This is a genomic window from Bradyrhizobium sp. WSM3983 (assembly GCF_000473045.1).
Lineage (GTDB): Bacteria > Pseudomonadota > Alphaproteobacteria > Rhizobiales > Xanthobacteraceae > Bradyrhizobium.
Map to the genome: position 1 here is coordinate 152742 of NZ_AXAY01000002.1, position 14102 is coordinate 166843.

Here is a 14102-nt window from a genome sequence, read left to right on the forward strand (position 1 = left end):
GCGAGGCGGCAGGTGCCGCGAAGATGTGCTACATGCCCGACAGCTTGGTCACGTACACGTTGAGTGTACCGCCGGCTTCCGCGACCACGCGTAGCGTCCTGGAATCGAAGGCGATGTCGGCCAGCGTGAGGCTGCTGATATTGGCCTCGACCTTGACGCCGTCCTCGCTCTTCTGGAAGTCGGCGATGACGGCCGCAATCTTCTCACGCGCGTTGGCGGCGATCGGCTTCAGGTCGAGCGTCGCCTTCTGCACCAGGGCCTGCTGCATCTGCGGCACCACTGCGCGGGCCGCGGCGCCCAGCAGGCCGAAGGCCGCCTCGGACTCCACCGCGAGCTGGATGTCGGCGAGCCGCAGCGTCTGCTGCGCCTGGTCGAGCATCGGCCGGCCCCAGATATGCACGGTCGCCTCGGCGCCGAGCCCGAGCCAGCTCTTCTTCTCCTTGGCCCGCACCAGCAGCGAGATCAGAAGCCGCTCGCCGGACGGGACGACGTTGACGCTCTTCACCGTGACGTCGACCGGACCTGAGCCGTCCTCGGGATAGGTGTGGCCGACCATCTGGGCTGCGATCAGCTTGTTGATCTCGGTGAAGGGTACATCGATGGGCACGCCGATGTTCACGCCGGTGCCGGTCGGCGGCACGATCGAGATCTTGTCGGGGAACGGGCAGTCCGGCTTGGTCGGCGCCGACGTCACGCGCGTCTCGGCCTCGAGGCCAAGCAGCAGCGTCACGTTCTGCGCGTCGACGCGCGGCTGCGCCGCGATGGCGCGTGTCGGCTTCATCTCGAGCCAGAGCGGCGGCAGCGCGGCCGACGAACCGCTGCCTTGCAGCGGGATCGAGCGGCAGGCCTTGGCCCATTGCAGCTTCGCGTTCTCGCGCAGGCTGGGATCGTTGCGGATGCGCTCGGAGACGACGTTGAGCTGGTCGCCGACCGTCTTGTCGATCAGCGGCTTCACCTGCGCGGGCACATTGACCTTGGCGCCCGCGACATTGAGGTTGGTGTCGCCGAGATTGACCTGCGCGCCGAGATTGGGCTCGAGATGCCAGGCGGCCGCGAGTTTTGGACGCGAGGTGACGACCACGCTACCTTTGATCTCGGCGCTCGCATTCAAATTCTTGATGTTGACCGCGCCGATCCGTTTCGCCGCGTCGCCGCCGAGCACGCTGCCGAGCGCCTCGCCGAGCGCACCGGTCGCCTTCGACGACAACGACCCCGTCACGTTCAGCTTGCCGGTGATCGGCGTCGACAGCGTCAGCAAATCCTTGTCGCCGGTGGCCGACATCGGTCCGCGCGCGGCGGTCCAGCCGATATCGGCGTCCTGCAGGATCTGCGAGATCGGATTCTCGGCCTTGCCGGCGAAATTGCGCGGTGAGGCCTTCTCGGCCTGGTCCCGGATCGCCGACAACGCGATCGCCACTGGCGCGACCACAATCGAGCTTTTCGAGACCGGCGGCAGCGGCGGCAGTTGCGCGAGCGGCGGCGCCGAATTGGTCGCGCGCGGCGACAGCAAGTCCATCGCCTTCAGGCTGATGAAAAACGACGCCGCAAGCACCGCAATGGCGATCAGGCCAGTCTTCAAGTTCAAGGTCAGGCGCATCAATCCCCCAAGCCGCCCCGACTGGGATTCTACAGGGCGGGCGAGGAGGGCGCTAGAGCGCACCGATGGGGTGGAATTGCGGCAAATCGGTTAACGGCTGCGGCCGTGCCGTGTCCGTCTGTTCAGGCCGCGAGCCGTGCAGCTAGCCGCGCCTGGGACGGCGGACTGCTCTCACCTTGCCGGACTCGCCGCCGCCGCAGAACAGGCGATCACCGCCGTTGGATTCCAGCCCTGAAACCATCGTCCCGGCCGGCAGGTCGAGCTGCTCAAGCACCTTGCCGGTGTCAGGGTCGATCCGCCGGATGTCGCTGTCCTCACCTTCCCAGGTGCCATGCCAGAGCTCGCCGTCGACCCAGGTGACCCCGGTCACGAAGCGCTTGCTTTCGATGGTGCGAAGAATCTTTCCTGTGTCTGGATCGATCTGATGGATCTTGCGCTCGCGGTATTGCCCAACCCAGAGCGAGCCTTCGGCCCAGGCCAGTCCGGAATCGCCGCCGCCACCGGGCGCGGGGATCGTGGTGAGCACCTTGCCGGTCGCAGCGTCGATCTTCTGGATGCGATCCTCCGCGATCTGGAACAGGTGGCGGCCATCGAACGCCGTGCCCGCGTGTGCGGCGACATCGAGCGAGCGCGCGATCTTGCCGTTGGCCGGATCGACCGCGTTCAATTTGTCGCCCGATGCGAACCAGACATGAGTGCCGTCATAGGTGACGCCATGGACGGCCTCGACGCTCGGAAAAGGGCCGTACTCCTTGACGATCTCGGCGGCAGAACGCTTCATGTGTTCGATCCCTGTGATGCGACCAACCTACGCTTTTAATAGCGGTCCGGGGAGTAACAAGCCTGTCGGGAATCCGGGGACGGGCGGGGTCATCCAGCGGCGTGCCCGGCCGTGTCCGAACGACTGCACCTTGCTCGATCGCGCCAGCTCCTCGAGCGCCCGTTGTACAGTGCGTGTGCTCATGCCAAGCGCGAGCGCCAGCGCCGAGCTCGACCATGGCTCGCCGTCGGCAAGAATGGCAAGCACGGCGGCGTGCTTCTCCTCGACCGGCCGCGCCAGCACGATGACGTCACGCGTCTTCCGTGGCGCCAGCTCAAAACCCTGCTTGGTCGCGCTGATCCCGGCCAGCGCCTTGAGCTGCGTGCGAAGCCGCCCGATCTCGACGCGCAAGCGCGCGCGGTGCGACTCATCGACGTGTCTCGCCTGGAACGCGCCTGATATCAACGCCTCGCGCGAGACATCCGCAGGCCATGCCTGCGCCAGCAGACGGGCGAGTGCGAACAGCACGGGCCGCGTTCCCAACGATACGGCGACGCCTTGCCTGCGCACGACATGATGGAAGGTGTCCACGACAAGAGCTGTCGAGGTCGCCAGCCTCTCGACTTCTCCGAGCAACAGCGGGTGTTCGCTGCCGCGCGCGATCAGGCGCGCGGCCGGCGTGTTCAGGATCAGGCTCGCGCTGTCGACCTCGGCGACGAGCGCCGGGATTTTTGCCAGCCGCGCGGCCTTGCCTGCGCGGTCGAGTGCTGCGCGCGCATCTCGTGTTTTCAACCGCCTGATGGCGATGCCGGCGACGACGAGCTCGCGAACGACCAGGGATGCAGGCGGGAGCGGGGAGACGCCGATCTCGGCCAGCGTGCGCTCGGCCTCGTCGACGCGTCCGAGCAGGAGCAGACGGCGGGCCTCGATATGGCCCGCATGGGCGGCATTGGCGAGATCGCCATGGCTTGCGAGCGTCGCCCGCGCCGCTGCGAGCGTGTGCGCCGGCCAACTGAGGTCGCGCGAGACCAGCGCGATCTCGGCCTCAGCCACCACGCATCTGGCGCGCGCGACGGCTTCTCGCGGACCGAAGGCGCGCGCGGCGCTGCGCAGCAGCACCTTCGCTTTCGCGAGATCGCCGAGCTGCGCCATCGCGATGCCGCGTAGCGCCAGCGACGGCGCATCGTTGCGCAACGCGACACGGTTCAGGGCGCCGAGCGGATCGCCGGCCTCTAACGCGCGCGCCGCGGCCGTGATCAGCGATTCCATGAAAATCCCGCCACACTTGTTACTCCCACCGCGCAACCGCTTGGTGCCAGAAATCGTTGACGGCCGACGACGTGCGGTGAGGGGCGAGCGGTTCCGCCAGGCGCGGGATCATCGCCCAGGAGAGAGATTGAGCAAGAGGTTTGGAGAGCCAAGATGACATCAGCAGACAACGCAGGAACCAAAGGACAGCCCGCCATGCAAACACCGCCGGTGGTGTCGCCGCAGGACTGGGAGGCAGCCCGTCAGCAACTGCTCGTGAAGGAAAAGGCGCATACCCGCGCCCGCGACGCACTCGCCGCCGAACGCCGGCGCATGCCGTGGATGGAAGTGAACAAAACCTATGCATTCGAGGCGCCTTCGGGCAAGGCCAGTCTGCTCGATCTGTTCCAAGGCCGGCGGCAACTGATCCTGTACCGGGCCTTCTTCGAGCCGGGCGTGTTCGGCTGGCCCGACCATGCCTGCCGCGGCTGCTCCATGGTGGCCGACCAGGTCGCCCACGTCTCCCATTTGAACACCCGCGACACCACGCTGGTGTTCGCCTCGCGCGCGTCGCAAGCCGATATCGCGCGGCTGAAGACGCGGATGGGCTGGAACATCCCGTGGGTCACCATCACCGACAGTTTTGATGCCGATTTCGGCGTCGGCGAGTGGCACGGCACCAACGTGTTCTACCGCGACGGCGAGCGCATCTTCCGGACCTATCTGATCAAGAGCCGCGGCGACGAGCAGATGGGCGGCACCTGGAACTATCTCGACATCACGCCGCTCGGTCGCCAGGAGGTCTGGGAGGACTCGCCGGCCGGCTATCCGCAGACCCCGACCTACAAATGGTGGAACTGGCACGACAGCTACGAGCAAGGTGCCGCGCCCGACAAGAAATGGGTCGAGGTCTCGGACGCCGGCGAGAAGGCGCTCCGCGAGGCGGGCGCGCAGTGACGGAGATCTGCTCAGTCAACGCGGCCGCCGATGGCGGTCGCGATGGCCGGGAGGTCGTCGCCGCATCCCGCCTCGCCCGATGGCTCAGTCTTGCGGCCACGCCGACCTTCGCGATCATGGCCGTGCTGACGGCCATGATCGGCGGCGGACAAGCGGACATGCTCTGCTCCGCCGGCCACGGACTGTCGCTGGGCGGGATGGTGCCGATGTATCTGCTGATGAGCGCGTTTCACTCAGCGGCGTGGCTGCGGCTGATCTCGGGGAGGCGGGCAAGCGGTCGGTAAGCGGCTATCCCGCACCCGCCTCGTCCTTCGAGACGCCGCTGACGCGGCTCCTCAGGATGAGGCTCAACTGGCATCCGTGACGGGCGGCAAGCATGAATATTCGTCGCGGCACACTCCGCCCTCATCCTGAGGAGCCCGCCAAAGGCGGGCGTCTCGAAGGATGATGAGGTCCGCGCTTCGCCAGTTCATGGAGCTCGGTAAAATCGCCGCGCATGAAGGCTTCCTTCTTGGCGCGGCTCCACTTCTTAAGCTTGCGTTCGCATTCGATCGCGTCGGTGATCCGATCGAACCATTGCGAGAAGACGAGCGTCACGGGCCTGCGCGACTTTGTATAGCCGCCGAACGTGCCCGCGTTGTGCTGCGCGACTCTTATCTCGAGTTCGGTTCGTGTCGTGCCAATGTAGTAGCTGCCATCAGCACACTTGAGAATGTAGAGGTACGCGCTTTCGATCATCGTGCCCGCCCGATCCTTCGAGACGCGCGCAAAGGCGCGCTCCTCAGGATGAGGCTAACTGGCATCGATGACGGGCGGCAAGCATGAAAAATTCGTCGCCGCACACTCCGCCCTCATCCTGAGGAGCCCGCCAAAGGCGGGCGTCTCGAAGGATGGCCGCAATCCCGGCTCCAAACGAACACAGCCCCGGTCTCGCCGGGGCCGCTCGCATTTCAACCTCGTCCGCGCCTCGCGTTACCGAAGCTCGGCGCGGCGGTCGGTCATCGGCAGCACGATCACCTTGGTGCCGACGTTGACGCGGGAGTAGAGGTCGGAGACGTCGTCATTGGTCAGGCGGATGCAGCCGGAGGAGACGTGCTTGCCGATCGTGTCGGGGGCGTTGGTGCCGTGGATGCGGTAGACGGTGCCGCCGAGATACATGGCGCGCGCGCCGAGCGGGTTGCCGGGGCCGCCGGCCATGTGGCGTGGCAGATAGGGCTGGCGCTGGATCATTTCCGGCGGCGGGGTCCAATCCGGCCACTCGGCCTTCTTGGTCACCGACTGGGTGCCGGACCAGGTGAAGCCGTCGCGGCCGACGCCGATGCCGTAGCGGATCGCCTGGCCGTTGCCGAGCACGTAATAAAGATAGGTGTTGGGCGTATCGATGATGATGGTGCCCGGGGCTTCACGTGTTGAGTAGCTGACGGTCTGGCGGCGGAAGCGCGCCGGCGTCTCGACGGCGTCCTGATCCTCGGACGGCGCGGCCTGATAGGCCGGCGCCTGATGGGGCTGGTACGGTTGAAGCGGCTGCGGAGCGGTCATCGTCGGCAGCGGCTGGAAGAACGGAAACAGCTGCACCGGCGCCGCTTTGGCCGGGCCGGCAAATGCGATTGCGGTCACGGCCACTGCACTGACAGCAACGGCGCGCGAAAACGTCTTGAACGTGTCCAGTTTGAACATTGGTCGCCCCTGTTTGCTTGGTGATCTTGGTCACCCCGGCACCGTTTCGGTGCTCCGTTGCGTAAAATCACTAACGACAAAACGTTTCGGGACATTTGCGCGGAAAACCGAAAACGGTTTCGTCGTGGCAAGGATTGTTTCATGACAGTTTCGTGGCTGCGCGAGACCGTTAACGAACAAAACAGCGGGCCGACACTTATGTGACGTCACACGCCTGAAATATCCGTGGTTGATGGTCCTAAGCCGAGAATCATCAAACTCTCGGGATTTCCCATGCGGGTATTAATCGCGACTGACGCCTGGCATCCGCAGGTCAACGGTGTGGTCCGGACGCTGACCTCGCTGGCGGCCGCCGCCAAGGCCCTCGATGTCGAGATCGACTTCCTGACGCCGGACGGCTTTCGGTCGTGGCCGCTGCCGACCTATCCGGGCCTGCGCGTGGCGCTTCCGAGTGGCAAAGAGATCGCGCGGCGGATCGAGAAGGCCGCGCCCGAAGCGCTGCATATCGCAACCGAAGGCCCGATCGGCTGGGCCGCGCGCGCCTATTGCCGCCGCAACGGGCTCGCCTTCACCACCTCCTACACGACGCGCTTTCCTGAATATGTCTCGGTGCGGACCGGCATCCCGGCAGCCGTCGGTTATGCCGTGCTGCGCCACTTCCACGATGCCGCCGCCATGACCATGGTGGCGACGCCGTCGCTGCGGCAGGAGCTGTCAGGTCGCGGCTTCAAGCGGCTCGGCTTCTGGGGACGCGGCGTCAACACCGAGCTGTTTCATCCGGACGCTCCAGCCAAGCTCGATCTGCCAGGCCCGATCTTCATGACGATGGGCCGCGTTGCGGTGGAGAAGAATCTCGAGGCGTTCCTCGCGCTCGATCTGCCCGGCACCAAGGTCGTCGTCGGCGACGGTCCGCAGAAGGCGGCGCTCGAGAAGAAATATCCCGACGTGGTCTTCCTTGGCGAGAAGAAGGGCGCGGACCTGACCGCGCATCTCGCCGCCGCCGACGTCTTCGTCTTCCCGAGCCTCACCGATACGTTCGGCGTGGTGCAACTCGAAGCGCTCGCCTGCGGCACGCCGGTTGCGGCGTTTCCGGTAACGGGACCGAAGGATGTCATCGCCGATCATCCGATCGGCGCGATCGACAACGATCTGCGCGCCGCATGCTTGCGCGCACTCTCAATGTCGCGCGAGACCTGCCGCAACTTCGCGCTGGAGCGCTCCTGGGAGAACAGCGCGCGCCAGTTCGTCGGCAATCTGACCTCACTCCAGCCCAGCCGCATCCTGCGCGCCTCGCCTCGCATGGCGCGGCGGCCGGTGCGCGGCTGATCCATACTTTGACCCACAGCGAGAACCTCATCGATGGCTAAGATCATGAACCTTGACGGCACCCAGCAGCTCGACCTCACCCGCGGCACGGTCGAGCAAGCCTATGATCGCTGGGCGCCGGTCTACGATCTCGTGTTCGGCGGTGTGTTCGCCAAGGGCCGTCAGGCCGCGATCACAGCCACCAACAAGATCGGTGGTCGGGTGCTCGAGGTCGGCGTCGGCACCGGCATCTCGCTGCCGCTCTATGCCCCCAACCTGCGCATCTTCGGCACCGACATTTCGGAAGCGATGCTCGACAAGGCGCGCCGCCGCGTCAGCGAAGGCAATCTGAAGAACGTCGAGGGTCTCGCGGTGATGGACGCCGAGAAGCTCGAATTCCCCGACAATTCCTTCGACGTCGTGATGGCGCAGTACGTCGTCACCGCGGTGCCGAATCCGGAGACGGCGCTCGATGAATTCGCCCGCGTGCTGCGTCCGGGCGGTGAGCTGATCATTCTCACCCGCGTCAGCGCCGATACCGGCATGCGCCGCTTCATCGAGCAGAAGCTCCAGCCGGTGGTGCGTCCGCTCGGCTTCCGCACCGCCGAGTTCGCCTGGTCGCGCTATGCCAAATGGCTCGCCGGTGCCAAGGGCATCGAGCTCGCCGAGCGCCGCCTGATTCCGCCGCTTGGTCATTTCTCGCTGGTGCGCTTCCGCAAGGTCGACGTCGCCAAGGCGGCCTGAGCAAGGCTGCGTCGGAGCGGCGGTTCGGTCCGCCGCTCACGCGTTCGCGTGCGTCATCGCGTCGCTGCACATTGTCATATGACAAAATGATGATGTCACACGACCTACATCGAATCCCTGTAAATCCTGAACCCGAAAGCATTTTGGGGGAGAGCATGATCAAGAATTATCTCGAGCAGCTGCGGATCCAGCGCTGGGACGACCATCGCTACTATCACCACAGCCGCATCAATCAGAGCCTGCACTTCGTCAGCGCGCTGAGCTTTCTCTTTGCCTATCTCTGGCTGTTCGTCGACCCCATGATCTCCGCACTGGTCGGCTGGCTGGTCTCGATGACCTCGCGCCAGGCTGGTCACTTCTTCTTCGAGCCGCATGATTACGACCATATCAACCAGGCGACGCACGAGTACAAGGAAGACATCAAGGTCGGTTACAACCTTCAGCGCAAGGTGGTGCTGATGGCGATCTGGGCGCTGTCGCCGCTGGTGCTGTTCGTCGATCCCACGCTGTTCGGCCTGTTCACGCCCTGGGCCAGCGCGGCGGACTTCATGCGTCAGGTTGCCAAGATCTGGCTCGCGATCGGCGGCGGTGGTCTCCTGTTTCGCACCGTGCACCTGTTCTTCATCCGCGATGTCGAGACAGGCCTCGTCTGGATGACCAAGATCCTGACCGACCCCTTCCATGATCTGATGCTCTATCGCAGCGCCCCGCTCGCTTTGATGCGCGGCGAGCTGATGGACCCCGGCCTGCACCTCAATCCCGAGCACACGCTGGGCCTGATCTCCGAGCCCACGCTCGAAGAGCAGCACGCCTGAGCGCGCTGTTCTCACAAATTACTCCGATGTCGATTGGCTACGTCATGCCCGGGCTTGTCCCGGGCATCCACGTCTTTGAGCTTTCGTGCAGAGGCGCGTGGATGGCCGGGACAAGCCCGGCCATGACGGTGTTGGAGGAATCAGCCTCAGCGACCCAAGCGCTTGGCCAACATCTCTTTCAGGATCTGCCGCTTGATGTTCTTGTTGGTGAGCGCGCCGTCGTGCCACCAGAAGCCGTCGGCCTTCATCTTCTCGGCGGCGCGGACGAAGCGGTCGGCGACTTCGCTGAAGTCGGCGTCGGTGTAGTTCAGGCTGAAGATCAGGCGCCCGGTGCCGACCCAGCTCAGCGACAGGCCTTCGGCGCGCAGGTAATATTGCAGCATCCAGTTGTAGCGGGACGGGGTGGTGTATTTCACCGTCCAGATCGACGAGAAATTGGCGAACTGCACCGGCAGCTTGGCGTCGGTCATCATCTTGTTGAGCTTCTGGACGCGGCCGTTCCAGGTCGCATCCAGTCCGTCATAGATGGCGCGGAAGTTCGGGCTAGCGAGCCGGCTCAGGAACTCATCCATCGCCGTCATGACGTAGGGATGCGAGTTGAAGGTGCCGCGGGCGAAGCAGATGTCGGCGGGACGATCGTCGCGGAAGCGGCGCATCAATTCGCGTCTGCCGCAGACGACGCCAACCGGCAGGCCGCCGGCGAGGCTCTTGCCGTAGGTCACCATGTCGGCCTTGACGCCAAAATATTCCTGGGCTCCGCCGGCAGCGAGGCGGAAGCCGACGAACACCTCGTCGAAGATCAGAACGATGCCGCGTTCGGTGCAGACCTCGCGCAGCTTCTTCAGCCACTTGGTGTAGGCTGCGCGATCGAAATTGCCGCCACGGGAACTATCAACCAGCGAGGAATCGCCGGGCGCATTGCCGTTCGGATGCAGGCCTTGCAGCGGGTTGACCAGCACGCAGGCAATGTCCTTGCGCGTGCGCAGCACGTGAAGGGTCTTCTCGGACATCTCGGCGAGAGTGTAGGTCTCGTGCGCGGTGATCGGGTTGCCGACGCCGGGCTGCACGTCGCCCCACCAGCCGTGATAGGCGCCGGCGAAACGAACCAGATGCGTGCGCTTGGTGTGGTAGCGCGCCAGCCGTACCGCCTGCATGACGGCTTCGGTGCCGGACATGTGGAACGAGACCTCGTCGAGGCCCGAGATCCGGCAGAGCCGCTGCACGTTCTCGAGGATGACGGGATGGTAGGGGCCGAGCACTGGGCCGAGCGCATGCGCACGCTTCTCGGAGCCCTCGATGCACTCCTTGTAGAAGTCGTTGCCGAAGATGTTGACGCCGTAGGACCCCGTGAGATCGTAGGACGTGTTGCCGTCGATATCCGTGACGGTGACGCCGCTCGACGATTCCATGAAGGTCGAGGTGCCCAGATGCTCGCGAACGAGACGCGAGAACTGGAACGGCACGCGGTAGGTTTCGGTGAAGTTGAGGTCCGAGATCGTCTCGGCCGCTTCCTTCGTCATCGCGCGCCCCTTGGGGTAGCGATCGGCGTAGACGCGCGCGAGACGGAAGAAGGCGTCCTTGCGCTGCATCACCACGTTCGCCGGCGCGCCGTCGCAGCCGAAGTAACGATCACCCTCAAATTCGTAGAACGGGAGCAGTTTTGCCACCCGGCGCGACATCTTGGAGTGTCCGGCGAGCGACCGGTGCTTGGCGCGGGACAGTGCGATGCGCGCTTTCAGCTTCGGGAAGACGGCGGCAGCAGACGCTGCGGCGGCCACGGAAAATGAGAGAATCGGGAGTGTCGTTTCCATGACAACAAGCGCTAATACTGCGAGCTGACAGATTCATGACAGTCAAAGCCCTCATCGCTTCTTTCACCCAGCAGGAAGACCTCAACTTCCTGTTGACCAACCGCATCCCCCGCGCGGCGCTGACCCGCTTCATGGGCTGGTTCTCCAAGATCGAGAATCCGCTGGTGCGGGACGGCTCCATCGCACTGTGGAAGCTGTTCTCCGACCTTGATCTGTCGGAGGCCAAGAAAGACCATTTCAGGAGCCTGCACGATTGCTTCACGCGTGAGCTCAAGCCAGGCCTGCGGCCGTTTGATCCCGATCCTTCGGTGGTCGCCAGCCCGTCGGACGGCATCGTCGGCGCCCATGGAAGGATCGCCGACACCGAGCTGTTCCAGGTCAAGGGCGCGCCCTATTCGCTGCTCGACCTGCTTGGCGACCCCACGCTCGTTGAGCAGCACCGCAACGGCTCTTTCGTGACGCTGCGGCTGACCTCGAGCATGTATCACCGCTTCCACGCGCCGTACGATGCGCATATCGAGCGCGTCACGCTGATCCATGGCGACGTCTGGAACGTCAACCCGATCGCGCTGAAGCGGGTCGAGCGCCTGTTCTGCAAGAACGAGCGGGCGGTGATCCGCACGCATCTCGCAACCGGTGAGGTCGTGACGCTGGTGCCGGTCGCAGCGATCCTGGTCGCCAGCATCCGGTTGCACTTCCTCGACATGGTGCTGAATGCCCAGACGAAAGGCCCGGTCAATTTCCCCTGCGACGTCAACGTGGCCAAGGGCGAGGAGCTCGGCTGGTTCGAGCATGGCTCGACCATCATCATCCTCGCGCCCGGCGATTTTACCTTCTGTGACGGGATCGGCGAAGGGACGCGCATCCGCGCCGGTCAAGCGCTGCTGAGGAAAATCTAGCCTTCAATCTGCCGTTTCGGCCGCCTATATCTTCTGCGGGGACGAATATCGACACGGATTTGGTGATGGCACGGGCGCCTGTGATGGCGGCGGGTGGTATTGTGCTGCGGCGTGGCGCGCCGCCGCTGGTTGCGATCGTGCGCCAGCGCAAACGTAACGAGTGGGTTTTGCCCAAGGGCAAGCTCGACGACGGCGAAACGCCGAAACAGGCCGCGCACCGCGAGGTGCTGGAGGAGACCGGCCACGAGGTCGCCATCCATGAATTTCTGGGCACGCTCGTCTATCAGTCGGGTGGCCGATCCAAGGTCGCGCATTTCTGGCGCATGGAAGCCGAGGGCGGCCAGGTCCGCAAGCTGACGAACGACATCGAGGCGCTCGACTGGGTATCGCTGGACGACGCGCTCGCGCGCCTGTCGCGCGAATATGAGCGCGCCTTCCTCACCCAGGTCGGCCCGATCGCGATCGCCGCGGCCGGCTTCGCATCGTCCCCCGCGCCCGAGCCGACACCAACGCTGGCGGCCGACGACATCGATGCCGCGTTGCAGACCCCGACACCGGCTGAGGCTGCTTCCGTCGACGAACTGCAGCACGGCCTGCTGCAAAAGGTGCGGGCCTGGCTGCGCGGCGAGGCGTGACCTCTTTTCGCCTCCGCTTGTACGTGAGGGCGAGCACCCGCGAGTCAGCATGATTGAGTTAGCGTCAGCTCTCTCCAAGTCGTCATTGCGAGCGTAGCGAAGCAATCCAGAATCTTTCTGCGGAGGGACTCTGGATTGTTTCGTTTCGCTCGCAATGACGGAGAGGGGCGGCGCCCTCCAATCTATCGCTTCTTCTTTTCCTTCGGCGCGGGAGCAGGCGCGGGCCTGCGCGGCGCGGAGGGGCGTTGTGCGGCGGGCAGGCGCTGCTGCAAGCCGGGCTGGCGTGGCGCGGCACCTTGTTGTGGTTGGGCGGTCGGCTGTGTACCGGGCTGCAATCCGTTGCGCGGTGATTGCGGTTGTGGCGTGGCGCCGCCAGGCGCTTGCGGAGATTGTCCGCTGCGCTGTGGCTGTGTCTGCGACGTGCCTTGTCCAGTGCGCGGCTGGCCGGACGGGTGTCCCGTGCCCTGTTGCTGCTGACTCTGGCCCGCGCGCGGTGTGCCCGGCTGGGCGCCGCCTTGTCCCTGACGCTGCGGCTGTTGCGTTCGTTGTTGCGTTCCCTGGCGGTTCGGCGCACCCGGCGGCTGTTGACCCGGACGGTTGTTCTGACCGGGCTGGCCGTTCGGCCGCTGCGGCTGCTGGTTCGGCGCGGTGTTCGGACGCAATTGTTGCTGCTGCGGCGGCTGTGCCGGGCGCGGAATCCGGCTGATCGCGGCCGGATTGGCGCGGCGGAAGTCGCGCTGCTCGGTGACGATCTGGCGGCCGGTGGTCTGCGCCGCGTGCACCTGGCTGACGAAGCCGCGGTCGCGGGCAATCTGCTGCGGCGGGATCGTGATCGGCACTGCGGCGAAGCGCATGCCGCCCGGGCCGGCCGCGCCCGGCCGGATTGCAAAGCCGCTTGAGGCTTGCGTCAGCACACCGAGACGCGTGCCGCTGGCGCGGTCGTTGACGTCGATATGGCCGACCCGGCCATCGGCGTCGGGATAGAGCTTGATGTTGACGTTGTTGGCGCTGCTCGCGGCCGCGCCCTCGGGCACGTCGACGACGCCGGTGGTGCCGCGAATGCCGAGCGTCGCGGTCGGCGTTGCAATCTTCATGTCGCCGGTCTTCGCCACGGCAGCCGCGACGAAGGCGACCGTGCCCTTGCCGATGTCGAAGATCGCCGAATTCTGCTTGCCGCCGTCCTCATAGACGTAGTTGTCGATGGTGATCTTGGAACTGGCGGAGAGATTGAACGTGGTGGCGTCGTTGAAGGTGATGCCGAGCGAGGAATTCGAGGACGTCTGCACGACGTCGTTGAGATAGATGTCGTCGCGGACTTTCACCGGATAGGAGTTTTTATCGCGGATCACGGTCGCAATCCCCGTCACCGTCGCGACATTGCCGATCGGCTCGACGGCAGCGGGCTGCGCATCGGCGGTTGGCGTCGGCGAGGCTGATGAGGCCGGCGGGGGCGCGGGCGTCGGTTGTGCCTGCGGCTGCGCTTGCGCGAGCTCGATCGCATCCGATGCGCACGCGCTATCGGCGCCGCCCAGCGGCAGCGCCAGCAGCGGCAAAGCAAACACGATGCGGCGCCAAGCCACCATCAAAGCCACGAATGAGGTCCCGGTGAGAACACGAGGCGAGATCGGCCGATATCAGCCGGCGCTGGCTGAAT

The 14102-nt window shown here is 65.2% G+C and carries 14 protein-coding genes; 7 read left to right on the forward strand and 7 right to left on the reverse strand.

Going from position 1 to position 14102, the window contains the following annotated elements; translation table 11 throughout:
- Window positions 1–28 precede the first annotated feature (28 nt).
- The 3 genes from YUA_RS0103650 to YUA_RS0103660 form a co-directional block, all read right to left on the reverse strand.
- Entirely contained in the window at window positions 29–1597 is a 1569-nt protein-coding gene (locus tag YUA_RS0103650; RefSeq protein ID WP_027529440.1) for a DUF4403 family protein, read from the reverse strand.
- Between the two features lie 142 nt (window positions 1598–1739).
- Window positions 1740–2378 (reverse strand): PQQ-binding-like beta-propeller repeat protein, encoded by a 639-nt coding sequence (locus YUA_RS0103655; protein WP_027529441.1) that lies wholly within the window; start codon window positions 2376–2378, stop codon window positions 1740–1742.
- Window positions 2379–2405: 27 nt separating this feature from the next.
- Entirely contained in the window at window positions 2406–3626 is a 1221-nt protein-coding gene (locus tag YUA_RS0103660; RefSeq protein WP_027529442.1) for a hypothetical protein, read from the reverse strand.
- Between the two features lie 153 nt (window positions 3627–3779).
- On the opposite strand from YUA_RS0103660, the gene YUA_RS0103665 reads away from it, so the two are divergent.
- Together YUA_RS0103665 and YUA_RS0103670 are read left to right on the forward strand one after the other, a co-directional pair.
- Window positions 3780–4562, forward strand: a complete 783-nt coding sequence (locus YUA_RS0103665) for a DUF899 domain-containing protein (protein WP_027529443.1) — start codon at window positions 3780–3782, stop codon at window positions 4560–4562.
- A complete protein-coding gene (locus YUA_RS0103670) occupies window positions 4559–4846 on the forward strand; it encodes a hypothetical protein (RefSeq protein ID WP_245285095.1) in 288 nt (95 codons plus the stop codon). The genes YUA_RS0103665 and YUA_RS0103670 overlap by 4 nt, the downstream gene beginning before the upstream one ends.
- 121 nt (window positions 4847–4967) lie before the next feature.
- Here YUA_RS0103670 and YUA_RS0103675 read toward each other — a convergent pair whose 3' ends face one another.
- Both YUA_RS0103675 and YUA_RS0103680 read right to left on the reverse strand, forming a co-directional pair.
- Window positions 4968–5300 (reverse strand): GIY-YIG nuclease family protein, encoded by a 333-nt coding sequence (locus YUA_RS0103675; RefSeq protein WP_027529445.1) that lies wholly within the window; start codon window positions 5298–5300, stop codon window positions 4968–4970.
- A gap of 234 nt (window positions 5301–5534) precedes the next feature.
- Window positions 5535–6239 carry a L,D-transpeptidase gene (locus tag YUA_RS0103680; protein ID WP_027529446.1) on the reverse strand — a complete coding sequence of 235 codons (705 nt, stop codon included), beginning with the start codon at window positions 6237–6239 and terminating at the stop codon, window positions 5535–5537.
- A gap of 273 nt (window positions 6240–6512) precedes the next feature.
- Between YUA_RS0103680 and YUA_RS0103685 the strand changes: the two genes are divergently transcribed.
- The 3 genes from YUA_RS0103685 (at window position 6513) to YUA_RS0103695 (ending at window position 9103) form a co-directional block, all read left to right on the forward strand.
- Complete coding sequence (locus YUA_RS0103685; protein WP_027529447.1) at window positions 6513–7565, forward strand: glycosyltransferase family 1 protein; 1053 nt, start codon at window positions 6513–6515, stop codon at window positions 7563–7565.
- Window positions 7566–7598: 33 nt separating this feature from the next.
- Window positions 7599–8288 (forward strand): methyltransferase domain-containing protein, encoded by a 690-nt coding sequence (locus tag YUA_RS0103690; protein WP_027529448.1) that lies wholly within the window; start codon window positions 7599–7601, stop codon window positions 8286–8288.
- Between the two features lie 155 nt (window positions 8289–8443).
- Window positions 8444–9103 (forward strand): hypothetical protein, encoded by a 660-nt coding sequence (locus YUA_RS0103695; protein ID WP_027529449.1) that lies wholly within the window; start codon window positions 8444–8446, stop codon window positions 9101–9103.
- Between the two features lie 146 nt (window positions 9104–9249).
- Here the strand turns inward: YUA_RS0103695 and YUA_RS0103700 are convergent, their stop codons facing one another.
- Window positions 9250–10914: an aminotransferase class III-fold pyridoxal phosphate-dependent enzyme gene (locus YUA_RS0103700; protein ID WP_027529450.1), complete on the reverse strand. Its 1665-nt coding sequence runs from the start codon at window positions 10912–10914 to the stop codon at window positions 9250–9252.
- Between the two features lie 35 nt (window positions 10915–10949).
- Between YUA_RS0103700 and asd the strand changes: the two genes are divergently transcribed.
- The gene (asd, locus tag YUA_RS0103705; RefSeq protein WP_027529451.1) at window positions 10950–11813 is read left to right on the forward strand and encodes an archaetidylserine decarboxylase; all 864 of its coding nucleotides are present in this window, start codon (window positions 10950–10952) and stop codon (window positions 11811–11813) included.
- 65 nt (window positions 11814–11878) lie between these two features.
- On the forward strand, window positions 11879–12448 hold the full coding sequence (locus tag YUA_RS0103710; protein ID WP_027529452.1) for an NUDIX hydrolase: 570 nt from the start codon (window positions 11879–11881) through the stop codon (window positions 12446–12448).
- A gap of 182 nt (window positions 12449–12630) precedes the next feature.
- Here YUA_RS0103710 and YUA_RS0103715 read toward each other — a convergent pair whose 3' ends face one another.
- Window positions 12631–14031, reverse strand: coding sequence for a FecR domain-containing protein (locus tag YUA_RS0103715; RefSeq protein WP_027529453.1), 1401 nt, complete (start codon window positions 14029–14031; stop codon window positions 12631–12633).
- Window positions 14032–14102: the final 71 nt, after the last annotated feature.

What these genes read in the sequence shown, in the direction of transcription:
- YUA_RS0103650 (WP_027529440.1), bottom strand. Translation starts at nt 1,597, where the DNA reads ATGCGCCTGACCTTGAACTTGAAGACTGGCCTGATCGCCATTGCGGTG.
- YUA_RS0103655 (WP_027529441.1), bottom strand. Translation starts at nt 2,378, where the DNA reads ATGAAGCGTTCTGCCGCCGAGATCGTCAAGGAGTACGGCCCTTTTCCG.
- YUA_RS0103660 (WP_027529442.1), bottom strand. Translation starts at nt 3,626, where the DNA reads ATGGAATCGCTGATCACGGCCGCGGCGCGCGCGTTAGAGGCCGGCGAT.
- YUA_RS0103665 (WP_027529443.1), top strand. Translation starts at nt 3,780, where the DNA reads ATGACATCAGCAGACAACGCAGGAACCAAAGGACAGCCCGCCATGCAA.
- YUA_RS0103675 (WP_027529445.1), bottom strand. Translation starts at nt 5,300, where the DNA reads ATGATCGAAAGCGCGTACCTCTACATTCTCAAGTGTGCTGATGGCAGC.
- YUA_RS0103680 (WP_027529446.1), bottom strand. Translation starts at nt 6,239, where the DNA reads ATGTTCAAACTGGACACGTTCAAGACGTTTTCGCGCGCCGTTGCTGTC.
- YUA_RS0103685 (WP_027529447.1), top strand. Translation starts at nt 6,513, where the DNA reads ATGCGGGTATTAATCGCGACTGACGCCTGGCATCCGCAGGTCAACGGT.
- YUA_RS0103690 (WP_027529448.1), top strand. Translation starts at nt 7,599, where the DNA reads ATGGCTAAGATCATGAACCTTGACGGCACCCAGCAGCTCGACCTCACC.
- YUA_RS0103695 (WP_027529449.1), top strand. Translation starts at nt 8,444, where the DNA reads ATGATCAAGAATTATCTCGAGCAGCTGCGGATCCAGCGCTGGGACGAC.
- YUA_RS0103700 (WP_027529450.1), bottom strand. Translation starts at nt 10,914, where the DNA reads ATGGAAACGACACTCCCGATTCTCTCATTTTCCGTGGCCGCCGCAGCG.
- asd (WP_027529451.1), top strand. Translation starts at nt 10,950, where the DNA reads ATGACAGTCAAAGCCCTCATCGCTTCTTTCACCCAGCAGGAAGACCTC.
- YUA_RS0103710 (WP_027529452.1), top strand. Translation starts at nt 11,879, where the DNA reads ATGGCACGGGCGCCTGTGATGGCGGCGGGTGGTATTGTGCTGCGGCGT.
- YUA_RS0103715 (WP_027529453.1), bottom strand. Translation starts at nt 14,031, where the DNA reads ATGGTGGCTTGGCGCCGCATCGTGTTTGCTTTGCCGCTGCTGGCGCTG.